The organism is Undibacterium sp. Ji50W, from assembly GCF_049340445.1.
Classification (GTDB): Bacteria; Pseudomonadota; Gammaproteobacteria; order Burkholderiales; family Burkholderiaceae_D; genus Undibacterium.
The window spans coordinates 67372-89548 of the sequence record NZ_JBMPOX010000020.1 but is presented as its reverse complement, the minus strand read 5'-3'; the positions used below and the strand labels follow the sequence as shown (position 1 = coordinate 89548).

Here is a 22177-nt window from a genome sequence, read left to right as displayed (position 1 = left end):
GGGCAACGTTTCTGAAATTAGCTTCATCTTGATTGAATTTGGCAGGAAAAGCCTGTTTTATCGAAAAACCTGTACATATAGGCATGAAGATTCCTGCCCTGCGTGCTGCGGCTTACTTTGATCCGGCAGGCTCTTCGCTGACGGCAAGGAATTCAAATTCGACCAGGGCATCGTCACCCCAGGCCTTCTTATACAGAGGTGGTATATATTGCAGGCCATTTTTACTGATCTCTATTTTTTCTCTTCGGTCCTTGCTGACCAGATAAGCCGCACTCAATCTCCGGGGCGACCAGAAAGAAATAACAATCAAGGATGAGTTGCAGGCACCGCCAAGAATCCGGAACAGATTGCGCGTGTCGTATGGCGTATCGTCATATTCCACTGCCCACCATATGGCGCATTCCAGGCGCAAATCACCCAAACGTCGCATGTCTGTTGGCACACCTTCACTGTGTATATCGGGGCGCCAGCGGAACTGACCTCTTTTCCGGTTCAGCAGCAGATCTGCATTTTCATCCAGAGCCTTGGGAATTTTTGGTAAGACAAAACTGCCATCGATGTCAACAGCGATAGGGACCGAGCTTTGTTCGCTGGCAATACGCAAGTTCAAATCACGCAAACTGGTATTGGCGTCAACCGGTAGCAGGATGAATTTCAACATCGCCGCAGGTGCCAGTTGGCGGTACTGATCAAATGCTTCCAACCCCTTATACATCTGCCTGTATGATTTCAGCTCAGGATCTCTGGTACTGGAAATTTCTACTTTGGCCGGCACATCTTCACGCGAATATGCAAAGCAATGCGCGCTCATGATACCTAATGACAGACAGGTGGTGAGAACGGTTTTAGCGATCAAGTGTTTTCCCAAATCGTGAATGATGCGGATGTGAAGACCTTACATGCATGCAACCGGCACAACAAAGCCAGCACAATATTATAACCGTTGCAAGGCATCCAGCAGCGGCACGCAGGCGTCTGCCACCCGGTTAAGGCTGTGTTCGCGCAAGGCAGCCAGATCGACCTTGTGTTCGCTTTCCAAACCGGCCCAGGCCAGCAAGGCAGCGCAGGCTTCAGGATGGTCAAACAAACCATGCAGATAAGTGCCCAGGATCAGGTCATCTTGTGAGCGTGCGCCTTCGTCTTCGCCATTGATCCTGAAAACCGGCTGCGTATCATTACTGGCATAGGTAATGCCCATATGGATTTCATAGCCACTGACCTTGGCCGTGCTGGAATTGAATACACAGAGGCCAGTCACCTGTTGCAGGCGTTTTTCCTGCGTCAGTTCAGTGGTGATGTCGAGCAGGCCCAGACCATCAGAATCACCGGCCTGCCCCTCAACACCATGCGGGTCACTGATGACCTGGCCCAGCATTTGATACCCGCCACAAATGCCGATGACCTTGCCGCCATAACGCAGATGCTTTTCCAGCACGGCTTGCCAGCCCTGTGCCTGCAAAAAAGCCAGGTCGGCGCGGGTGTTTTTACTGCCAGGCAGGATGATCAGGTCGGCAGGCGGTATCGACCGGTCGGGGCCAATGAATTGCAGATCGACATCCGGGTGGGCACGCAGCGCATCAAAATCCGTATGATTTGATATGCGCGGTATGGCAGGCACAATGATGCGGAACTTGCCAGCATGACCCTGGCTGGACTGTATTGCATCTTCAGCATCGAGTTGCAGGCCATGCAGGTAGGGCAATACCGCCAGCACCGGTTTGCCAGTCTTTTTCTCCAGCCAGTCCAGGCCAGGTTCCAGCAGGCGGATATCGCCACGAAAGCGGTTGATGACAAAACCGACGATGCGTTTTTGTTCGGATTCTGACAGGCAATCCAGGGTACCAACAAAATGAGCAAACACGCCGCCACGGTCAATATCGGCCACCAGGATGACGGGGCAATCGACGGCTTCAGCAAAGCCCATATTGGCAATATCGCGATCCCGCAAATTCACTTCAGCCGGGCTACCTGCGCCTTCGACAATAATCGCGTCATATTGCTGTTGCAGACGGCCATAGGATTCCAGCACGGCACCCATGGCGACGGTTTTGTATTGGTGGTAATCACGCGCATCCATGTCTGCCCTGACCTTGCCATGGATGATAACTTGCGCACCAGTGTCGGAAGATGGTTTCAGCAAGACCGGATTCATGTCCGTATGTGCAGGCAAACCTGCAGCCACTGCCTGTAGGGCCTGGGCACGACCTATCTCGCCACCATCTACAGTAACGGCACTATTGAGTGCCATGTTTTGCGGCTTCATGGGCACCACCCGCACACCCTGGCGGTGCAACAACCGGCACAGGGCGGCAACGACCGTGCTTTTGCCCGCATCGGAAGTCGTGCCTTGCACCATCAAAGTTGAAATTTTCATGATAACCGTGTTCTTATTTACGCTTTCTGCGCTGCCTGCCATTCGGCAATCAGTATATGCAATTGCACCAGCCCGTGCTGTATCGCCGATGGGCCCGGCGACAGGATATCAGCCGACTTGATTTCCAGCACCCGTCCATAACGCACGGCAGGGATATGGTCCCAGCCGTCGCGCGCCACTACACTGTCGGGCCGGAACTTCTTGCCACACCATGAACCGATAATGATATCCGGCGCACGCCTGACAACTTCAGCAGGGTCGGCAATGATACGCTGTTTGGCACTGTGAAAAACTGCCAGGTCGGCAAAAGCGTCTTCCCCACCGGCTATCTGTATCAATTCAGATACCCAGCCTATGCCTGACATCAGGGGTTCATTCCATTCTTCAAAATACACCCGGGGGCGGCGGTTCCATAGCGCAGCCTGTTGTTTGATGGTGTCTATCTGGGCTTGCAGCTCGGCAATCAGTGCTGCGCCCTGTTCCTGCTTGCCGACCAGGTTCGCCACTACCTTGATCATGTGCAAAATGCCTGCTACGTCACGCTGGTTGAAGGCATGCACTTCTATCCCGGCGCTGATGAGTTCACGCGATATTTCTGACTGCATATTCGAATACGCCAGCACCAGATCAGGTTTAACCGCCAGGATACGGTCTATCTGCGCCGATGAAAACCCGCTGACCTTGGGTTTTTCATCGCGGGCACGCGCTGGCCGGGTGGTGTAGCCAGAAATGCCGGCGACGCAGTCTTCTGCCCCCAGGGCATACAAAACTTCCACCGCTTCAGTGGACAGGCAGGCAATGCGTTGATACATACTGGCTGAATTCATTTTTTCCCTTGTGGCTGGGCCACGGTTTTATCGCGTTTCTGTCTGGCAAGTTCCAGTGCCTGGCAAATCAGTTTCGTGCCTTCGATAATGCGCGGACCAGAACGGTTGACCAGATCACCTTCTATAGACACCAGGTTATTGCTTTTTGTTGCAAGCAAAGTAGGAAAAGTTTTCCATTGCTCGATACCGCTCACGGCCTGGGTTTTGCTGTCGCCGGTGATGATGACTTCCGGGTTTTCCTGCAAAACTGCTTCTGTCCCGACGATGGGTGCAGTAGTAGACAATTTACCAAATATATTTTCCCCACCACAGGTATGAATCGCATCGCTGACGATGTGGCTGTCATTAAGCGTGTAGAGCGGCTTGCCCCATACCTGGTAAAAGGTCCTGACCTTGCTTTTATTCTGGTACTGGCTGTTCAACTGTTGCACTTGCTGTCTGAATTCTGTCGCCGCTGCCTGCGCCTGTTTTTCTGTACCAAACAGGCTACCGAACTTGATCAGGGTTTCCGCTACATTGTCCAGCTTATGTGGTTCGCTGAAAAAATAAGGAATGCCGGAATTATGCAGTACCTCCAACTGGCGCTCATAGGCACCATGCATCCAGACGATCAGCAAATCCGGCTTCATCGCCAGTATGCGTTCAATATCCAGTTGCCTGTTGTCACCAACATGCGGGATATTTTTTGCCGCTGCCGGATAATCGCTGTATTTGACCGTGCCAATAATCCTGTCACCCGCACCTGCCACGTAAATCATTTCCGTCACATGCGGCGACAAACTGATAATCCGCTGCGCAGGTTTAGCTAACGTAACCTGATTACCCAAGTCATCCGTCACCGTAATAGCCGCTTGCGTATGACCAGTCAATACAGCAAATCCGGCAATCATCACAAAGCTTAAAAACTTGGCCATATACTTCCCATATTCAAAAATATAAAAACGAAATGCATCTTTGCACTTACTCTGCACTTCCTCTGCGCTCACTCTGTGTCTCTGTGTCTCTGTGCCTCTGTGGTGAGTGGTCTTAGGTTTTCAACTCACACCACTCATCCAGACCGCTCTCCAGCCGCAACCATCCCGCCTCACTCCCTGGCAATCCAAAGCGCAGGCCATGTGGCCGATGGTGTCCCTGCGCAAACCAGCGCAGCCATATGCCGCGCTCTGCCATGAATTGCCATAACTGTTCTGATTTACCATCCAGTTCATGATGACTGCACCACTGGAACAAATCAGTACCTGACGTATGCATGCCATGCGCTTTCAAAAGCTGGCGCAGCCGTTCGCCTTCTTGCTGCAAGCGTTGCGCCGTCTGCGACTGCCACATCTGGTCAGTCAACGCGGCAGTAGCGATTTGCTGGGCTGGTCCGCTCACGCTCCAGGGACCAAGGTAATTCGCCAACTGCTCCAGGAAATTTTTCTCAGCGGCGACAAAACCCAGGCGTATACCTGCCAGACCAAAGAACTTGCCGACTGAGCGCAAGACGATCAGGCCGGGCTGCTCTGCATGGGCCGTCACACTGATATCAGGCAGGGTATCGGCAAAGGCTTCATCCACCACCAGCCAGCCGCCGCGTGCAGCCAGTTGCGCAACCCAGCGCAAAAGCTGGGCTGGCGGGATGGATTCACCGGTGGGGTTATTGGGATTACACAGCACCACTACATCGGCCTGTGCGACGGCTGTATCCAGCTCTGCATACGCACATTCCGTCACTGCATGCCCGGCTTGCCGCCATTGGTAAGCATGTTCGGCATAGCTGGGGGCTGATACGACCACGCGCGCAGCCTGGCGCAAGCGCGGCAAGGCCTGTATCACCGCCTGCGAGCCTGCCACCGCCAGCATGCGTGGCGCGCCATAATAAGATTGCGCAGCCTGCACCAGCGCATCAGAATATTCAGGCAGACGATGCCAGGCGTTCGCTGCCAGTGGCGGTGCCGGATAAAAATGCGGATTGATGCCAGTGGACAGGTCCAGCCAGTCTTCCAGCGGGCGGCCAAAATGCCGTACTGCATCGCGTAGATTGCCGCCGTGTTCAAGCATGGATGACTCCGCCGAGAAATAGTGCTGCCATCAACGCAATTTCACACCACAGTGCAGCACCACCTTTGACCAATTGCAAGGCACGCAAAATATCTGCTGCTTTTGCGGTATCACCTTCCCCCAGCAGTGGCCGCATTTCCGCCACGCCGTCATAACTGGCACTACCGCCCAATGCCAAGCCAAGCGCACCGGCACCGGCTGCCATCACTGGCCCTGCATTCGGGCTGGGCCAGCTGGGTGCCTGGCGCTGCCAGCATTGCCATGCCAGACGGGTCTTGCCCAGCACGGCATAAGTGCATGCAGTCAAACGGGCGGGTATCCAGTTCATGACATCGTCGATACGCGCAGCGACGCAGCCAAAGCGCAAGAATCGTGTCGAGCGATAACCCCACATGGCGTCCAAAGTATTCACCAGCCTGTACAGCACCGCGCCAGCACCACCCAGCAAGATGAACCAGAACAAAGTGGCAAAGACGGCGTCACAACCATTTTCCAGTACGGATTCAACACTGGCTTTAGCCAGGTAGGCTTCATCCGCATCTTGCGTATCACGGCTGACGATATAGGATGTACGTTTTCTGGCTTCTGGTAAATCACCGGCCTGCAAGGCGCTGGCAATGGCGGCATTATGTTCATGCAGGCTGCGCAAGCCCAGGCAAAAATACAGCAAGACAATATGCAATACCGGGGCCAGCCACAGGCTGAAACGCTGTGCCAGCACAAGTCCCAACAGACTAAGGGCTACCAGCGGCAAGACCGCCAGGCACCAGGCCACAGCCCCGGTCCAGCGGCTTGCTGTTGGCGTATTCAGTCGGCGCTCCAGCGCATTCGCCAGATTGCCAAAACCCACCAGCGGATGAAATTTGCTTGCTTCGCCCAAGCCCACATCCAGCAAGATGCCCAGCAACAGACATAACACCATGGCCAGGCCATCCTGCATCAGCATGGCTGGCCTTTAAAATACAGCGGCAAACCGGCAGCAACCCAGACCACCGTATCTGCAATGGCAGCCACGGCCTGGTTCAAACGCCCTGCTTCATCCACAAACCAGCGCGATACGGCCCCCATGGGGACGATGCCCATGCCGACTTCATTCGTTACCAGAATAATCTGCCCGGGTGCCTGCGCCAATGCATCCAGCAAGGCCTGGCGTTGCACGGCAAACTGTGCCGGTGGCGTGACATGACCTACATCAGGAAAGTCTGCCGCTTCTGAAAACAGCAGATTCGACAGCCAGACCGTCAGGCAATCAACCAGGATGATATTGTCTGCACGACTATGCGCCATGATGGTCGCGCCCAGTTCCAGGCTTTGTTCCAGCGTGCGCCAATGCGCGGGGCGGCGTGCGCGATGATGGGCAATGCGCTGCTGCATTTCGGCATCATCCGCGTTGGCGGTTGCCAGGTACAGTACCTCTTTTTTGTTGGCACTGAAGCCGCTCGCCAGTTGCTCGGCAAAAGCACTCTTGCCGGAACGCGCACCACCAAAGATCAGGCTGGTACGATGTGCGGGTTTCATGTTGCATCTCGTAAAAACAGCGCTGCCGTTGCCGCCGGGTTGGAAGCAAAGTAGGCATGAAAATAAGAAGCGCGCACGTTAGCATTTCTGTAAATAGCCTCGCCCTGCTGTTGGGTGGAATGTTGGGTGGAATGTTGGGTGGAATGTTTGATGGTATGGCTGCTGGCCGTCAATGTGGTTTCAAAACGCGAGTAATGAAAGGTATGCCCGCGCAATTCCCCCTGCGGGGTAACCCAGGCTTGTGAGCCGAGTGCTGTCAATTTTTTTTGCATGATGACTTTGCCTGGCAATATGCCTGCCATAGGCCAGCTTTGTTCCTGCTGATCTACCAGGCCTTCAGTGATCGCCATCATGCCACCGCACTCTGCCAGTATAGGCATGCCTTGCGCATGGGCGGCATGCAGTGAAGCCAGCCAGTTGCTGGCCTGCGTCAGCGTCCTGGCATGCAATTCAGGGTAACCGCCGGGCAGGTACAGGGCATCAGCTTGGGCCGGTATCGCTTCATCTGCCAAAGGCGAAAAGAAAACCAGTTCAGCGCCCAGCCCAAGCAGGCACTCAAGATTGGCTGGATAGATAAACGCAAATGCGGCATCGCGCGCAATGGCAATCGTCTTGCCTGCCAGGTTGGCGGCGGCTTGTGATGCATGTTGCAAAATATGATGTGATGCATGCTCATGCAATTCAAAGCTGTTGTCTGGCAAGGCATCCCAGGCTTGCATGTCCAGTTCCAGGCTGCTCGCCATGGTATCGAGTATGGCTTCGATGCGATCCACTTCTTGCGGCAAGACCAGGCCCAGGTGACGTTCGGGCAGGAATTCTTCCTGACGCGGCAAGCTGCCCAGCAAAGGAATATCGCGCATGGCAGCTGCCACCATTTTGGCATGGCCTTCCGAGGCGATGCGGTTGGCGATGACACCAGCCAGATGTACCGGTCCAAAATCACGCAAACCCATGGCCAGTGCGCCTACCGTCTGCGCCATGGCAGAGGCATCCAGTACCGCCATGACTGGCACGCCAAAGGCGCGCGCCAGGTCAGCCGACGACGGGTTGCCGTCATACAGGCCCATCACACCTTCAATCAGGATGACATCGGCATCCAGCGCAGCGCGCGCCAGCATGCGTTCTGAATCAGCCTGCCCCACCATCCATAAATCCAGCGAATGCACGGCTGAACCGCAAGCGCGTTCCAGCATCATGGGGTCGATGAAGTCTGGCCCGGTTTTAAACACACGCACCCTCTTGCCAAGGTTCACCAGCTTGCGTGCCAGTGCTGCCGTGGTGGTGGTCTTGCCCTGGCCTGATGCAATGGCCGATATCAGAACGACCTTGGCGCTGGGCCTTACCATTCCACACCCGCCTGCGCCACGATACCTTCCTTGAAGGCATGCTTGATGACCTGCATTTCTGTAACTGTATCGGCAATGGCAATAATCTCTGGCAAGGCACCGCGACCGGTGACGGCAACGTGCTGCATTTCTGGCCTGCCATCCAGATCATCGATGACCATCTGCAAATCCAGGTAATGGTATTTCAGGGCGATATTGAGTTCGTCCAGCACCACCAGGCCTATGGTCGGGTCAGTCAGAAAGCGTTTTGCCTGTTCCCACGCGGCGGTGGCTTTTTCCATATCACGTTCGCGGTTTTGGGTGACCCAGGTATAGCCTTCACCCATGGCATGAAATTCGACTTCATCAGGAAAGCGGCGCAAGAAAATTTCTTCCCCGGTCGACATCGCCCCCTTGATAAATTGCACCACGCCGACCTTCATGCCATGTCCCATGGCGCGCATCACCATGCCAAAAGCGCTGGAACTTTTGCCCTTGCCATTGCCGGTATGTACCAGCAAGACACCGGTCTTGCGTTGTGCCTGTTCTATCTTTTCATCCATCAGCGCTTTCTTGCGTTGCATGCGGCGTTCATGGCGGGTATTGATGTTGTCTGTGGCGGTGTCTGGCTTGGGCGCTGTATTGCTGCCCAAGGTATTAATGCTCAATGGATCACTGCTCATAAGGTTCTCAGTTTTGCGGAAAGAATAAGGTTTGTTCACCATGGGTGAAGCGCTCTATGGGATGCCCCAGACAGATACTGAGTTGGGATGCATTAAATATTTCATCAGCAGGCCCGGCTTGCCAGTTGCCATCGCCCATCAGCAACAGGGCATGGGTGGCAATGCGGTAGGCCATGTTGAGGTCGTGGCTGACCATGACGACCGCCTTGTTGTGTTGCGCATCTTCTTTGCTGCACAAGCGGGCAAACAGTTGCATGACGCTGACCTGGTGCCCAAGGTCCAGCGCATTCGCCGGTTCATCCAGCAACATCCATTTCGCATCTTGTGCCAGCAAGGCGGCAATGGCCACGCGCTGTCTTTCACCGCCAGACAGGCTGCGCACATCGCGTTCAGCCAGGTCGGCGACATCCATTTCGCGTAAGGCTGCCATGGCAATTTCCAGGTCGTCGCTGTTTTCCCAGTAATGTGCATCCTGGTAGGGATGACGGGTGCTGAGCACGGTATCCAGTGCAGAATAACCAAAAACATCCACTCTGCCCTGCGGTAAAAACGAACGCTCACGTGCCAGCCCGGTCAATGGCCAGTCTTGCAGCAACTTGTCGCGCAGGTAGATCTGACCGCTTTCTATCGGACGCAAACCAGCCAACGTGCGCAGCAAGGTGCTTTTGCCGGCACCATTGCGGCCTATGATGCACCAGCATTCACCCGGCTGTATATGCCAGTTCAGTTCACGCACCAGTACACGCTTGCCTACCGATAGATTAAGGGCGCGGATGTCCATCAGCGCCTCCGCAGTTGATGCAATTGCAGCAAAAACAGGGGAACACCTACCAACGCGGTAATGACTCCAACCGGCAACTGCTGTGGTGCCACGACGGTACGTGCGACCGTATCTGCCAGCACCAGGAAGCAACCGCCAGCCAAAGTCGCAGCGGGCACCAGCAAACGGTGATCAGGACCCCAGGCAAAGCGACACAAATGCGGCATGATCAGACCAACAAAACCGATGCTGCCTGCATTGCTGACCGCGCTGGCCGTCAACAAGGCAGAACATAAAAACAGGAACTGGCGCAAGCGACCAATATTGACACCCAGGGTGCTGGCGTTATCGGCATGCATGGCAGCCACATTGATGGAGCGTGCATTGCGCATGGCAAACAGCAAGATACCGCCAAGTATCAACCAGGGCAGATAGCGTGACTGGGTATTCGACAGATCACCTATCATCCAGAACACCATACCGCGCAAACGGCTGTCTGGCGCAATCGACAGCATGAGAGTGATGATGGCACTACATCCGGTGGCGACAATGACGCCGGTCAGCAATAAGATAGGTGCACTGCCGTCGGTGCTGCCAGCACCACGCAGATCACGGTAAGCCAGGCCAAATAACAGCAGCGCAACGGCAATCGCGCCGACAAAGGCGGCCACATCCACCAGCCAGAATGCGCCGAAAAACAATATGGTTGCCAGCGCACCAACAGATGCACCACCAGATATACCGAGCACATAAGGATCAGCCAGCGGATTGCGCAACAAGGCCTGTAACATGACACCAGCCAGCGCCAGTGTGGCACCGGTAACGAAACCGGTAAGCGCACGGCCCAGGCGCAAATCCAGCAGGCTGCCGGGCAAGCTGGTCGGCGGGCCGCGCAGCAATTCCAGCAAGGCTTGCCATAACTCGACAAAGCTCAGGGACACCGAACCACAGACACAGGCAATCAATATGCTAGCTATGGCGGCGGCCAATAAAATCGGGAGAACCAGTCCGGCACGTTGAGCGACCGCCATCCCGGGAGATTGCTTACGCTGTCGTGCAGAAAAAAAAGACGCCATCATCGGTCTGATCCAAAGGAAAAACAGGTTTTGATGTGCAGCGCCAGTCAATATACACCAGCCTGCACATCAGAAAATCAGCCCGAAACGTGGCAAATCACATCAATGTCTTGCCACGTCCCTGTCAAACTTATTAGCTTGATCAACTTGTTCAGTTTATTTAAAGCCGTAGTTCACACCGACAAATACATTCGAACCGGCTGTCGCATAATTTTTTGCCAGTTCATAGTCTTTGTTCAAGGCATTGTTCCAGCGTGCCAACACGGTGGTGTTTTTTGCCAGTTCATACGTCGCATACAGGTTCAACAAATTATACGAACTCAATTTTCTCAAGTTGGCAGCATCATCGTAGCGGTCGCCAGAGTAGATGGTTTCCACGCCAACTTTTGCATTCGCAAACGCGTATTCAGCAGCCAACGTACCATGCTGTTTGGAACGGCGTGCCAGACGTTTGTTTGCCGTGTCGTCTCTCGGGTCCTGGATGTCGATGGAGGCACGCAGTGTCAGGTCAGCAAAACGGGTTGTACCACCAACTGTCAAGCCAGACAAAGTCGCCTTGTTAACATTATGCGCACAGCCAAAAGAATAATTAAGCGTGTTTGGGCAATAAGCTTTACCTTGTGGATCGTTACCAGAAACATAGACCAACAAGTCCGTTGCCTTGTTCTGATAATACACAGCGCTCAACTGCGTATCGCCCTGTTCAAAATACACGCCGATTTCTGCATTTTTTGCTTTTTCTGGTTTGTTGCTGGCAACGCCATAACCAGGGTAATACAGTTCATTGAAAGTTGGTGCACGGAAGCTGGTGCCATAGCTGGCATTGACGCGCAGCGCATCAGTGAAACGATAACCGTAAGCGACGCTGCCCGTGGTATTGGAACCATATTGCGAGCTGCGGTCGTTGCGGATGCTGGCGCTGGCCAGATGCGCATCTTGCTTGAACACATATGATGCGGCAAAAGAATTCGTCGTGCGTTTCGTGCCATTGATGCCCTCTGTGACCAAGCCTGAAGAAACAGAATCAACATTTTCCTCACGCGTTTCAGCAATCAGTTGTAATACATCTTTACCGATTCGGATATCATTCTGGAAGCTGATACTGTTCTGACGTGTATCGATCTGGCTGGAGCCAAAGCCTGTGCTGAAACCCTTGTCAGCCGTTTCTGCATATTGCAGCGATGCAGACCAGTAATCTGTCAACTTGCCACGACCAAAGATGGCGATGGTTTCCAGTGTCCCGATATTGTGGTCATCGCTACCAGCACCGGCATCATATTGTGCATTATTTTTGCTGTGTAAAACACTGGCACCCAGTTCATAACCCTTGCTGATTTCCCATACCAGACGGCCATTGAAACTATCCATCTTGTAGCCATCTTTGTCAGCGTTGTAGGTGAAAGCACCTGCGCCTGGCTTGCTGGCAGAGAAACCTTCACTCTCTTCATGCCCGGCATTCATGCTAAGGCTGAGGTTGCTGGCAACAGAACCAGAAAAACCGGCCTGCAATTTACGTGTGCCATAGCTACCCAGACCAGCCGAAACGGTAGGCGTAATTTCGCCCGTGCCTTTTTTAGTAAATATCTGTATCACACCGCCCATGGCATCCGCGCCATACAGGCTGGACAAAGGACCATACACGACTTCGATACGGTCTATCTGTGACAGAGGAATGGAAGACCAGGTAGCGCCACCAGTCGTGGATGAACCAATGCGTACGCCATCAATCAACACCACGTTTTGTGCATTGCTACCACCGCGCATGAAGACTGAGGATGTCGTACCAGGACCACCATTGCGGGTAATTTCTATGCCGCGCTGTTGCTGCAACAGGTCAACGATGGAAGCCGCGCCGGATTTGGCGATGTCTTCCGCAGTGATGACGACATTATCAGCCAGCACATCTTTGGCGGCTTGCGCCTGACGGCCAGCGGTAATGACCACACTGGAAGCAGCGCCAACGGCAGCAGTTTGTGCAAAGACGGTAGAAGACGGGAATGCAGCGGCCAAGGCCAGGCTGAGGGCGAGCGGTTTGAATACAGATGTCATGATTTTCAGAAAAATAAAACATGCAGCCGACGTCCCCGCAGGCTGCAATGGAAAAAGCAATAGGAACATCGGTATCGTCAGCGCCAGTGGTCTGATTAAGAACCTGTTGTCGATCTTACTGCGCGAGCGCAATCGTAATCTACGCGGGGCTCATGCGCTGCTCAAAATGCTCATGTACTTAAGTACATTCCGCTTTTTGCGCTGCGCTTTTGTTACCCTTACCCCGCTGACGCTCGCTCGCTACAGATCGACAACAGGTTCTCGGAAGCGGACGCAGCGTTCTGCGCCTGATTTCCACGAAATTTCCCCGTCCGTATTACTTCACTTATTCTGGCCGGTATCCGGGCTGACAAGTATCACCATCTGACCTTCCCATGCACATAGCACAGTGGTATTGGAAAATGGCTGGCTACAAATCTGAATGTGAAGAAACAAGCATTCAGTTTTTGCAGCAACTTGTACACCGTTGCGGGGGCAGCACACGTTTGCCTAGCGTAGCTAAGCGTCGTGTTTCCCGTTTAACCGCAGATATGAACATATCCGCAAGCACCAAAACCCCGCCATTCTATAGACAGACGGGGGTAGCCGCAAGTTCAGGGGGTTTAAAAACTGAGGCAGATCAGTTTATTAACTTATTGAAAACAAAGCAGATTTGCTTTGCCAACATTGTCCAGACATCCGATTTCAGGCCAGATGCGCCGTTTTGGATATCCAGGCAACAACAAGTTGCGCGTGCAATTCAGACATTTCTGATAACAGCATGCCAACGTTGTAACTATCACCGCTGAGAATGGCATGCCTGACCGTGCCCTTGCAACTGACCTTATAGATCTCGGCTTCTTGCACAATACCGGGGATTTCTATCATCATCGGATAGCTGCGCTGAGGAAGCAGGCTTTCAGGCGACTGCAAAAGCACACCCTCTGCCGATATATTGATCACCCGGGTGAAGATCAATCTGCCATCCGGCATCTTGATACCAGAGCGCCAGGTGACGGTGACACGGGGTGATTTTCTGAGTTCTATCATGCAATGGCTATGCCTGGTGCGCTGACGGCTTCACTGTCGGTCTTGCGTAAATACTATCTGTAGTATTTACGAAATACCAGTATTTCCGTATATTCACCAAAGCTAAGGCTGAGGTTTTGTGCACAAACCAGTTGCGCCAGTTCATCTGCTGCCATGCCATCCTGCCAGACCAACAGCATGCGCATGATGCCGGCATGCGCCACCACCAGCGCTTCTGACAATTGCATCTGACGCAGATCAGCCAACCAGGCAATCACCCGCTGCGCCACATCCAGCGCCGATTCACCGGCACCGGGGCGATAGGTCGCCGGGGCTGCTGCCCATGCATCAATCTCGGCGCGTGGAATGGTATCCCAGGCGCATAGTTCCCATGCACCAAAATGCATTTCCATCAAACGCGGGTCGAGTTGTGGCTGCGCATGCAAGGCTTGCGCCAGCAAGGCACAGCGTTGCAAGGGGCTGGAAAATACGGGGATAGCGGCAACCAATTGCTGGCGTATCTTCGCTGCGAGTATCTGGTAATCGGCAACCAGCACCGGCACATCGGCCTGCCCATAGCACAGACCATCGGCAATCTGTGGTTTGGTATGGCGCAGCAAATGCAGGCGCATGTCAATGCACCTGAAAAGCCAGCAAACCCAGATAGATGCCGACTTCTGCCACCTGCTGCGTGGCCCCCAGGCAATCACCGGTAAAGCCATTGATACGACGCTGGAACATGCGCGCCATGCGCCAGGTCAGCAAGACGATCAAAACAAGTGCCGTCAGCAATGAGGCGGGCTGGAATGGAAAGTAGACCAGCAACAAGGCCGCAGGCAAGCATACGGTCAGGCAGGCGATCAGGAATTCATCAGAACGCATTTCCTGCGCCAGTGGCTTGGCCTTGCCTTCATGCCGCGCATAGTCCATGCGCCAGATCAGGCTGCATGATGCCAGGCGCGACAAGGGGTGGGCCAGCAACAAGGCGGGCACTGTCACCTGCGCAGGCAGGCTGATCAGCAATGCCAGCTTCAGCGCCAGCATCAGCAGGATACCAATGGCACCATAGGCACCCACGCGTGAATCCTTCATGATGTCCAGCACGCGCTCTGGCGTCATGCCACCACCAAAACCATCGCAGACATCGGCAAAACCATCTTCATGGAAGGCACCAGTCAGCAAGATACCGGCAATCGTGGACAACACAACTGCCACCGTATGCGGCCATAACTCGGCCGCGCCAGCGTACACGCCAGCACATACCGCGCCGACTACCCAGCCAATTGCCGGAAAATAACGCGAAGACTGACGCAGCCAGTCCGCCTCAAAGCCCACCCACGCAGGAATGGGAATGCGGGTAAAAAACTGCAGGGCAATGAAGAATAAGCGTAGTTGATGCAAGCCAGCTCCTGCAATGGAAAATTATTTCAATCGCTGCTTTTTTCGCTCACCTGGGCGGAGGAAAAAGTCGCCATCTGGTTCAGGAAATTCACCGCAGCCTGCAACATCGGGTACACCAGCGCCGCACCTGTGCCCTCACCCAGACGCAAATCCAGTTGCAGCAAGGGCTTGACCTTTAATGCCTGCAACATGCGTGCATGGCCGCTTTCATCTGACTGATGCGAGAACACGCAATAATCAAGTATGGCCGGCTGCATTCTGGCTGCCACCAGCAAGGCACTGGTCACGATGAAACCATCGATCAGCAAGACCATGCGGCGCTCTGCCGCCGCCAGCATGGCACCGACCATGGTGGCAATTTCAAAACCACCGAAGGTAGCCAATACATCTGCCGCCTGGGTCACGCCAGCATGCATGGCAACCGCTGCTTCAATCACGGCCTGCTTGTGCCGTATGCCTTCGCTCGACAGCCCTGTACCTGCACCGACACAATCGGCGACCGGGATACCAGTCAATTTGTGCATGAGCGCTGCTGCTGCCGTCGTATTGCCTATGCCCATCTCGCCAAAACCCAGCACATTGCCCGATAAACCGGCTACCAGTTCACCACCATTTTGCAGGGCAGCCTGGCATTGCGCTGCTGTCATTGCAGGCTCTTTGGCAAAGTTGCGCGTGCCTGCTGCCACCTTCATGCTCAACAGCTTTTCACGCGGACCAAAATCATGATTCACACCCGTATCCACTACATGCAGGGCGATGCCATTCTGCCGGGCAAAGACATTGATCGCTGCGCCATCTGCCAGGAAATTTTCTACCATCTGCCAGGTCACATCCTGGGGGAAGGCAGAAATACCTTCCGCCACCACACCATGATCACCGGCAAATACGATGATGGCCGGGTCACGCAATTGCGGCTGGCTACTTTGCTGTATCAGGCCGATTTGCGCGGCCAGTTGCTCCAGGCGACCAAGGCTGCCCAGGGGTTTGGTCTTGTTATTGATGGCTGCAGCCAGTTCAGCTTCCAGCGCAGGATGGGCAGTGCCAATAATGTTGGTATTTGTCATGGGGCGTATCAATAGTAAAAGCGGTCCATCAAAATGACTACCCAGGTTGCCACCGCAATCAAAAAGGTCAGCAACACAGCAGCACTGCCAAAGTCCTTGGCATTTTTAGACAGGGTATGACGTTCCAGCGAGACGCGGTCAACGACTGCCTCAATCGCTGAATTGATCAGTTCCACCACCAGGATCAACACCAGCACGGCAATCATCATCAGTTTTTCAAACGCCGACACCGGCAAGACCAGGGCGATGATGACGCCGATGATGACCAATACCAGTTCCTGACGGAAAGCATGTTCGTTTTTCCAGGCGGAACGAAAACCATCTATGGAATAAAAGAAAGCCGAAAAAATCCGGCGCAGGCCACTTTTGCTTTTGAATTCACTGACAGCTTGTTCTTTTTCAGACATTTCTCTTCCTTAAACCTTATTCGCGGCATGGCAAATCCACGCCATACCGCCCTAGCTTTGCTCAGGTGGCGAATTTTACAGGACTATGTGCGGCGAAGAAGAAGATTTACTTGACGCAAATTAAATTATTGTCAGCGAATCTCTAGACACGTTGGCATTTTGCCGACGAAGCAGTGACGTTCATTTCACATTATGGTATAAGGTATATATTGCAGCGCACCAACCATAATATGAAAAACGATTCTACCAGCTCAGATAAAACCTCGATTCAGGTCATAGAGCGCATGGTATCCCTGCTGGATGCCCTGTCGCGCTACCAGGACCCGGTCAGTCTGAAGGAGTTGGCGATAGTAACAGGCTTGCATCCTTCGACTGCGCACCGCATCCTCAATGACATGGTCATTACCCGCTTTGTTGACCGTGCTGATACGGGCTATTACCGCCTGGGCATGCGCTTGCTGGAATTGGGCAATATCGTCAAGAGCCGCCTGAACGTGCGCGAAGCCGCGCTGGAATTCATGCGTGCCCTGCACCGCCAGACCAACCAGACCATCAACCTGTCGGTACGTCAGGGGGATGAAATCGTCTACATAGACCGGGCATTTTCCGAACGTTCCGGCATGCAGGTGGTGCGTGCCATTGGTGGGCGTGCACCACTGCACCTGACATCCACCGGCAAGCTATTCCTGTCACTGGATGAACCCAAGGCCATCCGTGCCTATGCCACGCGCACCGGCCTGGCGGGTCACAATAAAAATTCGATTACCGATCTGAACAAGCTGGAAAAAGAACTGGCCGCCGTCCGTGAAACCGGCTACGCCAGGGATAATGAAGAACTGGAACTGGGTGTGCGCTGCATGGCCGCCGGCATCCATGATGACAGCGGCAAGATGATCGCCGGGCTGTCCATTTCCGCCCCTGCTGATCGCCTGCAGGAAGAATGGCTGAGTAACCTGATCGATACCGCCAAGCAGATTTCATTAACCCTGGGATATACCGGCCCGGCGTAAATGCTGACGATCAAACCCTGCAAGCATTAGCAGATGCACCCCGGGGCTGGCATTGATTGACATCTGCCTCGCGTTACTTCTAGCTCACTTAGTCATCATCTATAGGCAGGTAGCTCAGGGGTTCAATGTCCCATTTTCCAACATCCTGTTTCCACCATGTCAGCCGACCGATCAATTCACCGTCAATGTCATACAGTCGGATATTGGCAGGTGTGGAAACCCCAGGTGAGGAACCGCACGAACTACCAATACGCATGGATCCAGAAACAAAACCAAAATCGCATTCGGCGTGTTTTATTTGCATTTGTGGTTCGTCCATGAATTGGAAGTTTGACCCACCACAACAAAGTGCCCGGGGCACATGTCCACGCAACATCCTCCAGCGCAAATAACGCTTGGCTTCACCTACTACTTCAGCTTCATCCATGTACTCAGATTGAACTGGATATTCAATCGAGCGACCTGCTCGCGCACTACCGTATGCATTTTCAAATTCACGCAGTGCGAGGATATCCTCTGCAATGCACAGACTGGAACAATCCCTGCACCATGCATGGCGAACCAGAACCTTCAGTACATCGTCATCCGCCACTTGCTTCCCAACCGGTTTAGGACCTAAATAGTAGCAAGCATCCGTAAATGGGAGGAAAAATTTTTCCCGACAACTGCTGCAAGTATACGTGTACATAGTATCTCCTGAGCATATCCTTATCGATGAAAGCCGAGAGCTCTGAAGATAACGAACACTACCATAATTGCCACAAATCCTAGCACGGCATTAATGCTCGTTGCGGTATTCATGCTTTTCTTTCTTTTTCGATTTTCTTCTAAAATGTCAGAGCCCATTTTCAAAGAGCGGGAACAATATTCGTTCACTTCCTGAGCATTTGCGAAAGTTCTGCGTATTTTTGCATAGGCATTCGTGCCGACAATACTAAATGCAACACCAGGCTCTTCGCCAGAAGTACCGTCAGCGGTAATTGCAATCAAATGCAAAAATGGTGCTCCCCCTCACCACTATCTCTGTCGAGAGCATATTCACATTTTCCTTCATCATCGATGGCAAACAAGCGCCTATAACCATTGATTTCTCGCGTTTCAAATCTGTCAAACATATAAACCATCATATGACGCACCTTTCATAAAAAAACATCTTATATTGAAGGTAAGCCGAATCGCAAGAACTGGCATAAAAAAACCGGTACATACCCTCTGTACCGGTTTTTTTTGACACTTTGCCTTATTTATAAGCACCGCAACCGACAAAATAATCATCTACTTTTTCAAAATAACTGGACTTGGTTTCCAAGGCCTTGGTGACCGGGTTTGGCCATTGATAATCTATCCAGCCATCGTTTTTTGTTTTGAGTGCCGTGATCATGTCCCGGATGATGGACTTGCCTTCCACCTTCAAGTCCAGCAGATTCTTGCCTATCATTTTGGGATTGGCACCGTGCGACAAATTCACCCCGTTCATGTCATAAACAAACAGGTATAAATCGCGATCATGAAAATCCTTGTTGGCTGCATCGTTAAAATCTGCAAAGGCTTTTTCACGGCCGTTTTTCTTGATGTAGGCAATGCCCTTTTTCACCATGGCCTGCGCCTGCGCAGTGGACCCGCGGTCTTCCCGCGCTGATGCTGGTGCCGACATAACAAAACCCATCACTGCGATAGAAATCAGCTTGCTTATCCATTTCATGACATATCTCCTTAGTGTTTGGTCTGGATCAACAACTCCAGCACATGGTTGTTCTTGTCTTCAGAAACCAATATTTCATGGTGAGCTGCGCTTAGTCCAGCATTAACCACTGTGCAACGCAGCATTTGTGGCGGGGTAGCCCATGCAACGTCACATGCAAAGCCACATGCATAGCGAGATTTTTATTTGACCGTCAGTTGATTCATGACCCCTTGCACATCATCCAGGCCACGTACCAGTTTTTCCAGTTCACTGGCTTGCCCGGCGGTACGGACACAGCCCTTGAGCCAGACAAAGCGGCGCTGGCCTTCGACCCAGATGCTGGTTTCAGCAAAACGGCCATCCGCCTCTATGGCACGCTTCACTCTGGGAATGATTTCCTGGTCGTACAGATAGGAATTCGGCAGGCGGCATTGTCCTGACTGGTAGCAACTGGTGCCACGCTCGATACGACCATGTGCTTCTGCCCTGGCCTGTGCCTCTGTCAGCATGGGGCCGTCCGGAACCGGGCATGCGCTGATGGCCTGGGTCACCTTGAGAAAAGGGTCATTGAAATAATTGGTTCTGGCTTCATCACCAAGAGCACAGATTGGCAGTGAAATGAATGTTGCAAAAGCAAGCAGCCATCGACCTTCCAATGAAAACATACCTGAATTTCCTGAATAGCAATGTCAGCGAGATTACCATCTTAGAACCTGCTCACGATCTTACTGCGCGAGCGTGATCGGGGCTCATGCGCTGCTCAAAATGCTCATGTACCTGAAGTACATTCCGCTTTTTGCGTTGCGTTTTTGTTACCCTTACCCCGCTGACGCTCGCTCGCTCGCTACAGATCGTAAACAGGTTCTTAAGCAATGTATACCGTCTTTGTCAGGCGTAAAAAAGCCAGTACGTTAGCACTGGCTTTGAGGAATGCATTGAAGCAAGAAATTACATTCAGATTTTCGCGCCAAAGCGGTCAAATCGTGGTGAATAATACTGGTCGCCGTTCAGCGAATACATCAGGCGTTTGACTTGCCCGGTAATCAGTTCACGCTTGACCAGGCCGATGTAACGGGAATCGCGGCTATTGTCGCGGTTGTCACCCAGCATCATGTATTCGCCTTCCGGCACTGTGACGGGTTGAAAGCTGCGCAGGGCTTCACGGTCTGGCATGATGATCATGTCGTGCTGCAGGCTGCCAAGGCGTTCGCGGTACACCAGTTGCTGGCCACTGTATTCACGCTTTGGCGTCAGGTGGTCGTCACTGCGTGGCTGCAAAGGCTCATAGCTGGCAGCTTTGCCATTGATATACAGTTTTTCATCACGCATCTCGACCACGTCGCCAGGTACGGCAATCAGGCGTTTGACCAGGCGTACTCCATCTTCAGGCGAAGAGAAAGTCACTACATCACCGCGTTGCGGGTCAGCCATATGCTTGAGGATGACATCCGTAAACGGCAACTTGACGTCATAAGCCAGACGGTCACAGATGACGCGATCCCCTTCCAGCAGGGTCGGATACATGGAACTGGACGGGACGGTGTAGTAATCAGCCAGGGCACTACGCACAAAGACCATGCCCAGCATGAGCACGATGAAACCTTTATTGTCGGCAATTAATTTTTTAAGCTGCACGGTTATCTCCTATACATAAAAATCAAACTTGCCTGAGATAGACAAAAAAATACCCCGAAAGTTCGGGGTATTTTTAGCGGTGATGCAAAAGACTATTTCAAATGCAGGTTATTTCGCATTCATCAGTGCAACTGTTGTGTCCAGCATACGGTTGGAGAAACCCCATTCATTGTCGTACCAGCTCGATACCTTGACCAGGCGGCCAGATACTTTTGTCAGTGTTTCATCATAGGTACTGGAGGCAGGATTGTGGTTGAAGTCAACCGACACCAGCGGTGCAGTGTTGTAATCCAGGATACCTTTCAGGGCACCTTCGGATGCTGTTTTCAAGACCTGGTTGATTTCTGCCACTGTGGTGTCACGTGCGGCAACAAAAGTCAGGTCAACCACAGATACATTGATGGTTGGTACGCGCATGGCGTAACCATCCAGTTTGCCATTCAGTTCTGGCAATACCAGGCCAACGGCAGCAGCAGCACCAGTTTTGGTCGGGATCATGCTCATGGTGGCAGAACGGGCACGACGCAAGTCTTCATGCATCACGTCGGTCAGCACCTGGTCATTGGTGTAGGCATGGATAGTCGTCATCAGACCGTTGACGATACCGATCGCATCATTCAAAGGCTTGGCCAGCGGTGCGAGGCAGTTGGTGGTGCAGGATGCATTGGAAATCACTGTATCAGTGGCTTTCAGTACGCCATGGTTGACGCCGTAGACGATGGTGGCATCCACATCCTTGCCACCTGGTGCAGAGATGATGACTTTTTTCGCGCCGCCAGCCAAGTGGGCAGAGGCTTTTTCTTTTGTCGTGAAGAAGCCTGTGCATTCCAGCACGACGTCAACATTCAATTCACCCCAAGGGATATTGGCTGGATTGCGTTCTGCAAATACCTTGATTTTGTCACCATTGACGATCATGGTGTCGCCTTCGACCGTGACTGTGCCTGGGAACTTGCCGTGGGCGGTGTCATAACGGGTCAGGTGCGCATTGGATTCTGCATTGCCGAGGTCATTGATCGCAACGATCTGGATCTCGTTCTTGAACTTGCCACCTTCATAGTGAGCGCGAAGGATGTTGCGGCCGATACGGCCATAGCCGTTGATTGCGACGCGAATCGTCATGGTTTTATCTCCAAAGGACTAAACAACAATAAATACAAATTAAAAAACCTAAGACCTCTCAACACAGAGGCACGAAGACACAGAGAAAGGCAGAAGAACTACAAAAGCTATTTAGCTTATACAATTCATCATTCATCAGTTTTTCTCTTGTTTTTCCTCTGTGTCTCCGTGCCTCTGTGGTGAGCTTTTTGGTC

Annotated in this window: 24 protein-coding genes and 1 riboswitch; of the genes, 1 reads left to right on the top strand and 23 read right to left on the bottom strand. The window is 52.9% G+C overall.

Features of this window, described 5'->3' with window-relative positions:
* Nucleotides 1-112 precede the first annotated feature (112 nt).
* The 17 genes from ACO0K9_RS22275 to ACO0K9_RS22195 all read right to left on the bottom strand — a co-directional run bounded on the left by ACO0K9_RS22275 (nt 113) and on the right by ACO0K9_RS22195 (nt 16532).
* On the bottom strand, nt 113-856 hold the full coding sequence (locus tag ACO0K9_RS22275) for a hypothetical protein (RefSeq protein ID WP_422988518.1): 744 nt from the start codon (nt 854-856) through the stop codon (nt 113-115).
* Nucleotides 857-934: 78 nt separating this feature from the next.
* Nucleotides 935-2374, bottom strand: coding sequence for a cobyric acid synthase (locus ACO0K9_RS22270; RefSeq protein WP_422988516.1), 1440 nt, complete (start codon nt 2372-2374; stop codon nt 935-937).
* Nucleotides 2375-2391: 17 nt separating this feature from the next.
* Entirely contained in the window at nt 2392-3201 is an 810-nt protein-coding gene (locus ACO0K9_RS22265) for an ABC transporter substrate-binding protein (RefSeq protein ID WP_422988514.1), read from the bottom strand.
* The gene (locus ACO0K9_RS22260; RefSeq protein ID WP_422988512.1) at nt 3198-4115 is read right to left on the bottom strand and encodes a cobalamin-binding protein; all 918 of its coding nucleotides are present in this window, start codon (nt 4113-4115) and stop codon (nt 3198-3200) included. The genes ACO0K9_RS22265 and ACO0K9_RS22260 overlap by 4 nt, the downstream gene beginning before the upstream one ends.
* Before the next feature lie 112 nt (nt 4116-4227).
* Nucleotides 4228-5241: a threonine-phosphate decarboxylase CobD gene (cobD, locus tag ACO0K9_RS22255; protein WP_422988510.1), complete on the bottom strand. Its 1014-nt coding sequence runs from the start codon at nt 5239-5241 to the stop codon at nt 4228-4230.
* Complete coding sequence (gene cbiB, locus ACO0K9_RS22250) at nt 5234-6187, bottom strand: adenosylcobinamide-phosphate synthase CbiB (protein ID WP_422988508.1); 954 nt, start codon at nt 6185-6187, stop codon at nt 5234-5236. Before cbiB ends, cobD begins: the two co-directional genes overlap by 8 nt.
* Nucleotides 6181-6759, bottom strand: a complete 579-nt coding sequence (gene cobU, locus ACO0K9_RS22245; protein ID WP_422988506.1) for a bifunctional adenosylcobinamide kinase/adenosylcobinamide-phosphate guanylyltransferase — start codon at nt 6757-6759, stop codon at nt 6181-6183. The genes cbiB and cobU overlap by 7 nt, the downstream gene beginning before the upstream one ends.
* The gene (locus ACO0K9_RS22240; RefSeq protein ID WP_422988504.1) at nt 6756-8105 is read right to left on the bottom strand and encodes a cobyrinate a,c-diamide synthase; all 1350 of its coding nucleotides are present in this window, start codon (nt 8103-8105) and stop codon (nt 6756-6758) included. The genes cobU and ACO0K9_RS22240 overlap by 4 nt, the downstream gene beginning before the upstream one ends.
* Nucleotides 8099-8668, bottom strand: coding sequence for a cob(I)yrinic acid a,c-diamide adenosyltransferase (gene cobO, locus ACO0K9_RS22235; RefSeq protein ID WP_422988562.1), 570 nt, complete (start codon nt 8666-8668; stop codon nt 8099-8101). Before cobO ends, ACO0K9_RS22240 begins: the two co-directional genes overlap by 7 nt.
* 106 nt (nt 8669-8774) lie before the next feature.
* Nucleotides 8775-9548 (bottom strand): ABC transporter ATP-binding protein, encoded by a 774-nt coding sequence (locus ACO0K9_RS22230; RefSeq protein ID WP_422988502.1) that lies wholly within the window; start codon nt 9546-9548, stop codon nt 8775-8777.
* Nucleotides 9548-10558 (bottom strand): FecCD family ABC transporter permease, encoded by a 1011-nt coding sequence (locus ACO0K9_RS22225; RefSeq protein ID WP_422988500.1) that lies wholly within the window; start codon nt 10556-10558, stop codon nt 9548-9550. The genes ACO0K9_RS22230 and ACO0K9_RS22225 overlap by 1 nt, the downstream gene beginning before the upstream one ends.
* 201 nt (nt 10559-10759) lie before the next feature.
* Nucleotides 10760-12652: a TonB-dependent receptor domain-containing protein gene (locus ACO0K9_RS22220; protein WP_422988498.1), complete on the bottom strand. Its 1893-nt coding sequence runs from the start codon at nt 12650-12652 to the stop codon at nt 10760-10762.
* 315 nt (nt 12653-12967) lie between these two features.
* Nucleotides 12968-13221: riboswitch (cobalamin riboswitch) on the bottom strand.
* Between the two features lie 115 nt (nt 13222-13336).
* Nucleotides 13337-13681 carry a PilZ domain-containing protein gene (locus ACO0K9_RS22215; protein ID WP_422988496.1) on the bottom strand — a complete coding sequence of 115 codons (345 nt, stop codon included), beginning with the start codon at nt 13679-13681 and terminating at the stop codon, nt 13337-13339.
* A gap of 53 nt (nt 13682-13734) precedes the next feature.
* Nucleotides 13735-14292 (bottom strand): histidine phosphatase family protein, encoded by a 558-nt coding sequence (locus ACO0K9_RS22210; protein WP_422988494.1) that lies wholly within the window; start codon nt 14290-14292, stop codon nt 13735-13737.
* 1 nt (nt 14293) lies between these two features.
* Nucleotides 14294-15061 carry an adenosylcobinamide-GDP ribazoletransferase gene (locus ACO0K9_RS22205; protein ID WP_422988492.1) on the bottom strand — a complete coding sequence of 256 codons (768 nt, stop codon included), beginning with the start codon at nt 15059-15061 and terminating at the stop codon, nt 14294-14296.
* 26 nt (nt 15062-15087) lie between these two features.
* Nucleotides 15088-16125, bottom strand: a complete 1038-nt coding sequence (cobT, locus tag ACO0K9_RS22200) for a nicotinate-nucleotide--dimethylbenzimidazole phosphoribosyltransferase (protein WP_422988490.1) — start codon at nt 16123-16125, stop codon at nt 15088-15090.
* Between the two features lie 8 nt (nt 16126-16133).
* Nucleotides 16134-16532, bottom strand: coding sequence for a diacylglycerol kinase (locus ACO0K9_RS22195; protein WP_422988488.1), 399 nt, complete (start codon nt 16530-16532; stop codon nt 16134-16136).
* A gap of 230 nt (nt 16533-16762) precedes the next feature.
* On the opposite strand from ACO0K9_RS22195, the gene ACO0K9_RS22190 reads away from it, so the two are divergent.
* Nucleotides 16763-17542 carry an IclR family transcriptional regulator gene (locus tag ACO0K9_RS22190; RefSeq protein WP_422988486.1) on the top strand — a complete coding sequence of 260 codons (780 nt, stop codon included), beginning with the start codon at nt 16763-16765 and terminating at the stop codon, nt 17540-17542.
* Between the two features lie 88 nt (nt 17543-17630).
* Here ACO0K9_RS22190 and ACO0K9_RS22185 read toward each other — a convergent pair whose 3' ends face one another.
* The 6 genes from ACO0K9_RS22185 to gap all read right to left on the bottom strand — a co-directional run bounded on the left by ACO0K9_RS22185 (nt 17631) and on the right by gap (nt 21983).
* Complete coding sequence (locus ACO0K9_RS22185) at nt 17631-18230, bottom strand: hypothetical protein (RefSeq protein WP_422988484.1); 600 nt, start codon at nt 18228-18230, stop codon at nt 17631-17633.
* Nucleotides 18231-18250: 20 nt separating this feature from the next.
* Entirely contained in the window at nt 18251-18538 is a 288-nt protein-coding gene (locus tag ACO0K9_RS22180) for a hypothetical protein (protein WP_422988482.1), read from the bottom strand.
* A gap of 244 nt (nt 18539-18782) precedes the next feature.
* Nucleotides 18783-19244: a cache domain-containing protein gene (locus tag ACO0K9_RS22175; protein ID WP_422988480.1), complete on the bottom strand. Its 462-nt coding sequence runs from the start codon at nt 19242-19244 to the stop codon at nt 18783-18785.
* 182 nt (nt 19245-19426) lie between these two features.
* A complete protein-coding gene (locus tag ACO0K9_RS22170) occupies nt 19427-19891 on the bottom strand; it encodes a BON domain-containing protein (protein WP_422988478.1) in 465 nt (154 codons plus the stop codon).
* Between the two features lie 289 nt (nt 19892-20180).
* A complete protein-coding gene (gene lepB, locus ACO0K9_RS22165; protein ID WP_422988476.1) occupies nt 20181-20861 on the bottom strand; it encodes a signal peptidase I in 681 nt (226 codons plus the stop codon).
* A gap of 108 nt (nt 20862-20969) precedes the next feature.
* Nucleotides 20970-21983 carry a type I glyceraldehyde-3-phosphate dehydrogenase gene (gene gap, locus ACO0K9_RS22160; protein WP_422988474.1) on the bottom strand — a complete coding sequence of 338 codons (1014 nt, stop codon included), beginning with the start codon at nt 21981-21983 and terminating at the stop codon, nt 20970-20972.
* Between the last annotated feature and the right edge of the window lie 194 nt (nt 21984-22177).

Excerpts from the sequence above, each read along its gene's own strand:
- ACO0K9_RS22270 (WP_422988516.1), bottom strand. The coding sequence starts at position 2,374 with ATGAAAATTTCAACTTTGATGGTGCAAGGCACGACTTCCGATGCGGGC.
- ACO0K9_RS22265 (WP_422988514.1), bottom strand. The coding sequence starts at position 3,201 with ATGAATTCAGCCAGTATGTATCAACGCATTGCCTGCCTGTCCACTGAA.
- ACO0K9_RS22260 (WP_422988512.1), bottom strand. The coding sequence starts at position 4,115 with ATGGCCAAGTTTTTAAGCTTTGTGATGATTGCCGGATTTGCTGTATTG.
- cobD (WP_422988510.1), bottom strand. The coding sequence starts at position 5,241 with ATGCTTGAACACGGCGGCAATCTACGCGATGCAGTACGGCATTTTGGC.
- cbiB (WP_422988508.1), bottom strand. The coding sequence starts at position 6,187 with ATGCTGATGCAGGATGGCCTGGCCATGGTGTTATGTCTGTTGCTGGGC.
- cobU (WP_422988506.1), bottom strand. The coding sequence starts at position 6,759 with ATGAAACCCGCACATCGTACCAGCCTGATCTTTGGTGGTGCGCGTTCC.
- ACO0K9_RS22240 (WP_422988504.1), bottom strand. The coding sequence starts at position 8,105 with ATGGTAAGGCCCAGCGCCAAGGTCGTTCTGATATCGGCCATTGCATCA.
- cobO (WP_422988562.1), bottom strand. The coding sequence starts at position 8,668 with ATGCAACGCAAGAAAGCGCTGATGGATGAAAAGATAGAACAGGCACAA.
- ACO0K9_RS22230 (WP_422988502.1), bottom strand. The coding sequence starts at position 9,548 with ATGGACATCCGCGCCCTTAATCTATCGGTAGGCAAGCGTGTACTGGTG.
- ACO0K9_RS22225 (WP_422988500.1), bottom strand. The coding sequence starts at position 10,558 with ATGGCGGTCGCTCAACGTGCCGGACTGGTTCTCCCGATTTTATTGGCC.
- ACO0K9_RS22220 (WP_422988498.1), bottom strand. The coding sequence starts at position 12,652 with ATGACATCTGTATTCAAACCGCTCGCCCTCAGCCTGGCCTTGGCCGCT.
- ACO0K9_RS22215 (WP_422988496.1), bottom strand. The coding sequence starts at position 13,681 with ATGATAGAACTCAGAAAATCACCCCGTGTCACCGTCACCTGGCGCTCT.
- ACO0K9_RS22210 (WP_422988494.1), bottom strand. The coding sequence starts at position 14,292 with ATGCGCCTGCATTTGCTGCGCCATACCAAACCACAGATTGCCGATGGT.
- cobT (WP_422988490.1), bottom strand. The coding sequence starts at position 16,125 with ATGACAAATACCAACATTATTGGCACTGCCCATCCTGCGCTGGAAGCT.
- ACO0K9_RS22195 (WP_422988488.1), bottom strand. The coding sequence starts at position 16,532 with ATGTCTGAAAAAGAACAAGCTGTCAGTGAATTCAAAAGCAAAAGTGGC.
- ACO0K9_RS22190 (WP_422988486.1), top strand. The coding sequence starts at position 16,763 with ATGAAAAACGATTCTACCAGCTCAGATAAAACCTCGATTCAGGTCATA.
- ACO0K9_RS22185 (WP_422988484.1), bottom strand. The coding sequence starts at position 18,230 with ATGTACACGTATACTTGCAGCAGTTGTCGGGAAAAATTTTTCCTCCCA.
- ACO0K9_RS22175 (WP_422988480.1), bottom strand. The coding sequence starts at position 19,244 with ATGAAATGGATAAGCAAGCTGATTTCTATCGCAGTGATGGGTTTTGTT.
- ACO0K9_RS22170 (WP_422988478.1), bottom strand. The coding sequence starts at position 19,891 with ATGTTTTCATTGGAAGGTCGATGGCTGCTTGCTTTTGCAACATTCATT.
- gap (WP_422988474.1), bottom strand. The coding sequence starts at position 21,983 with ATGACGATTCGCGTCGCAATCAACGGCTATGGCCGTATCGGCCGCAAC.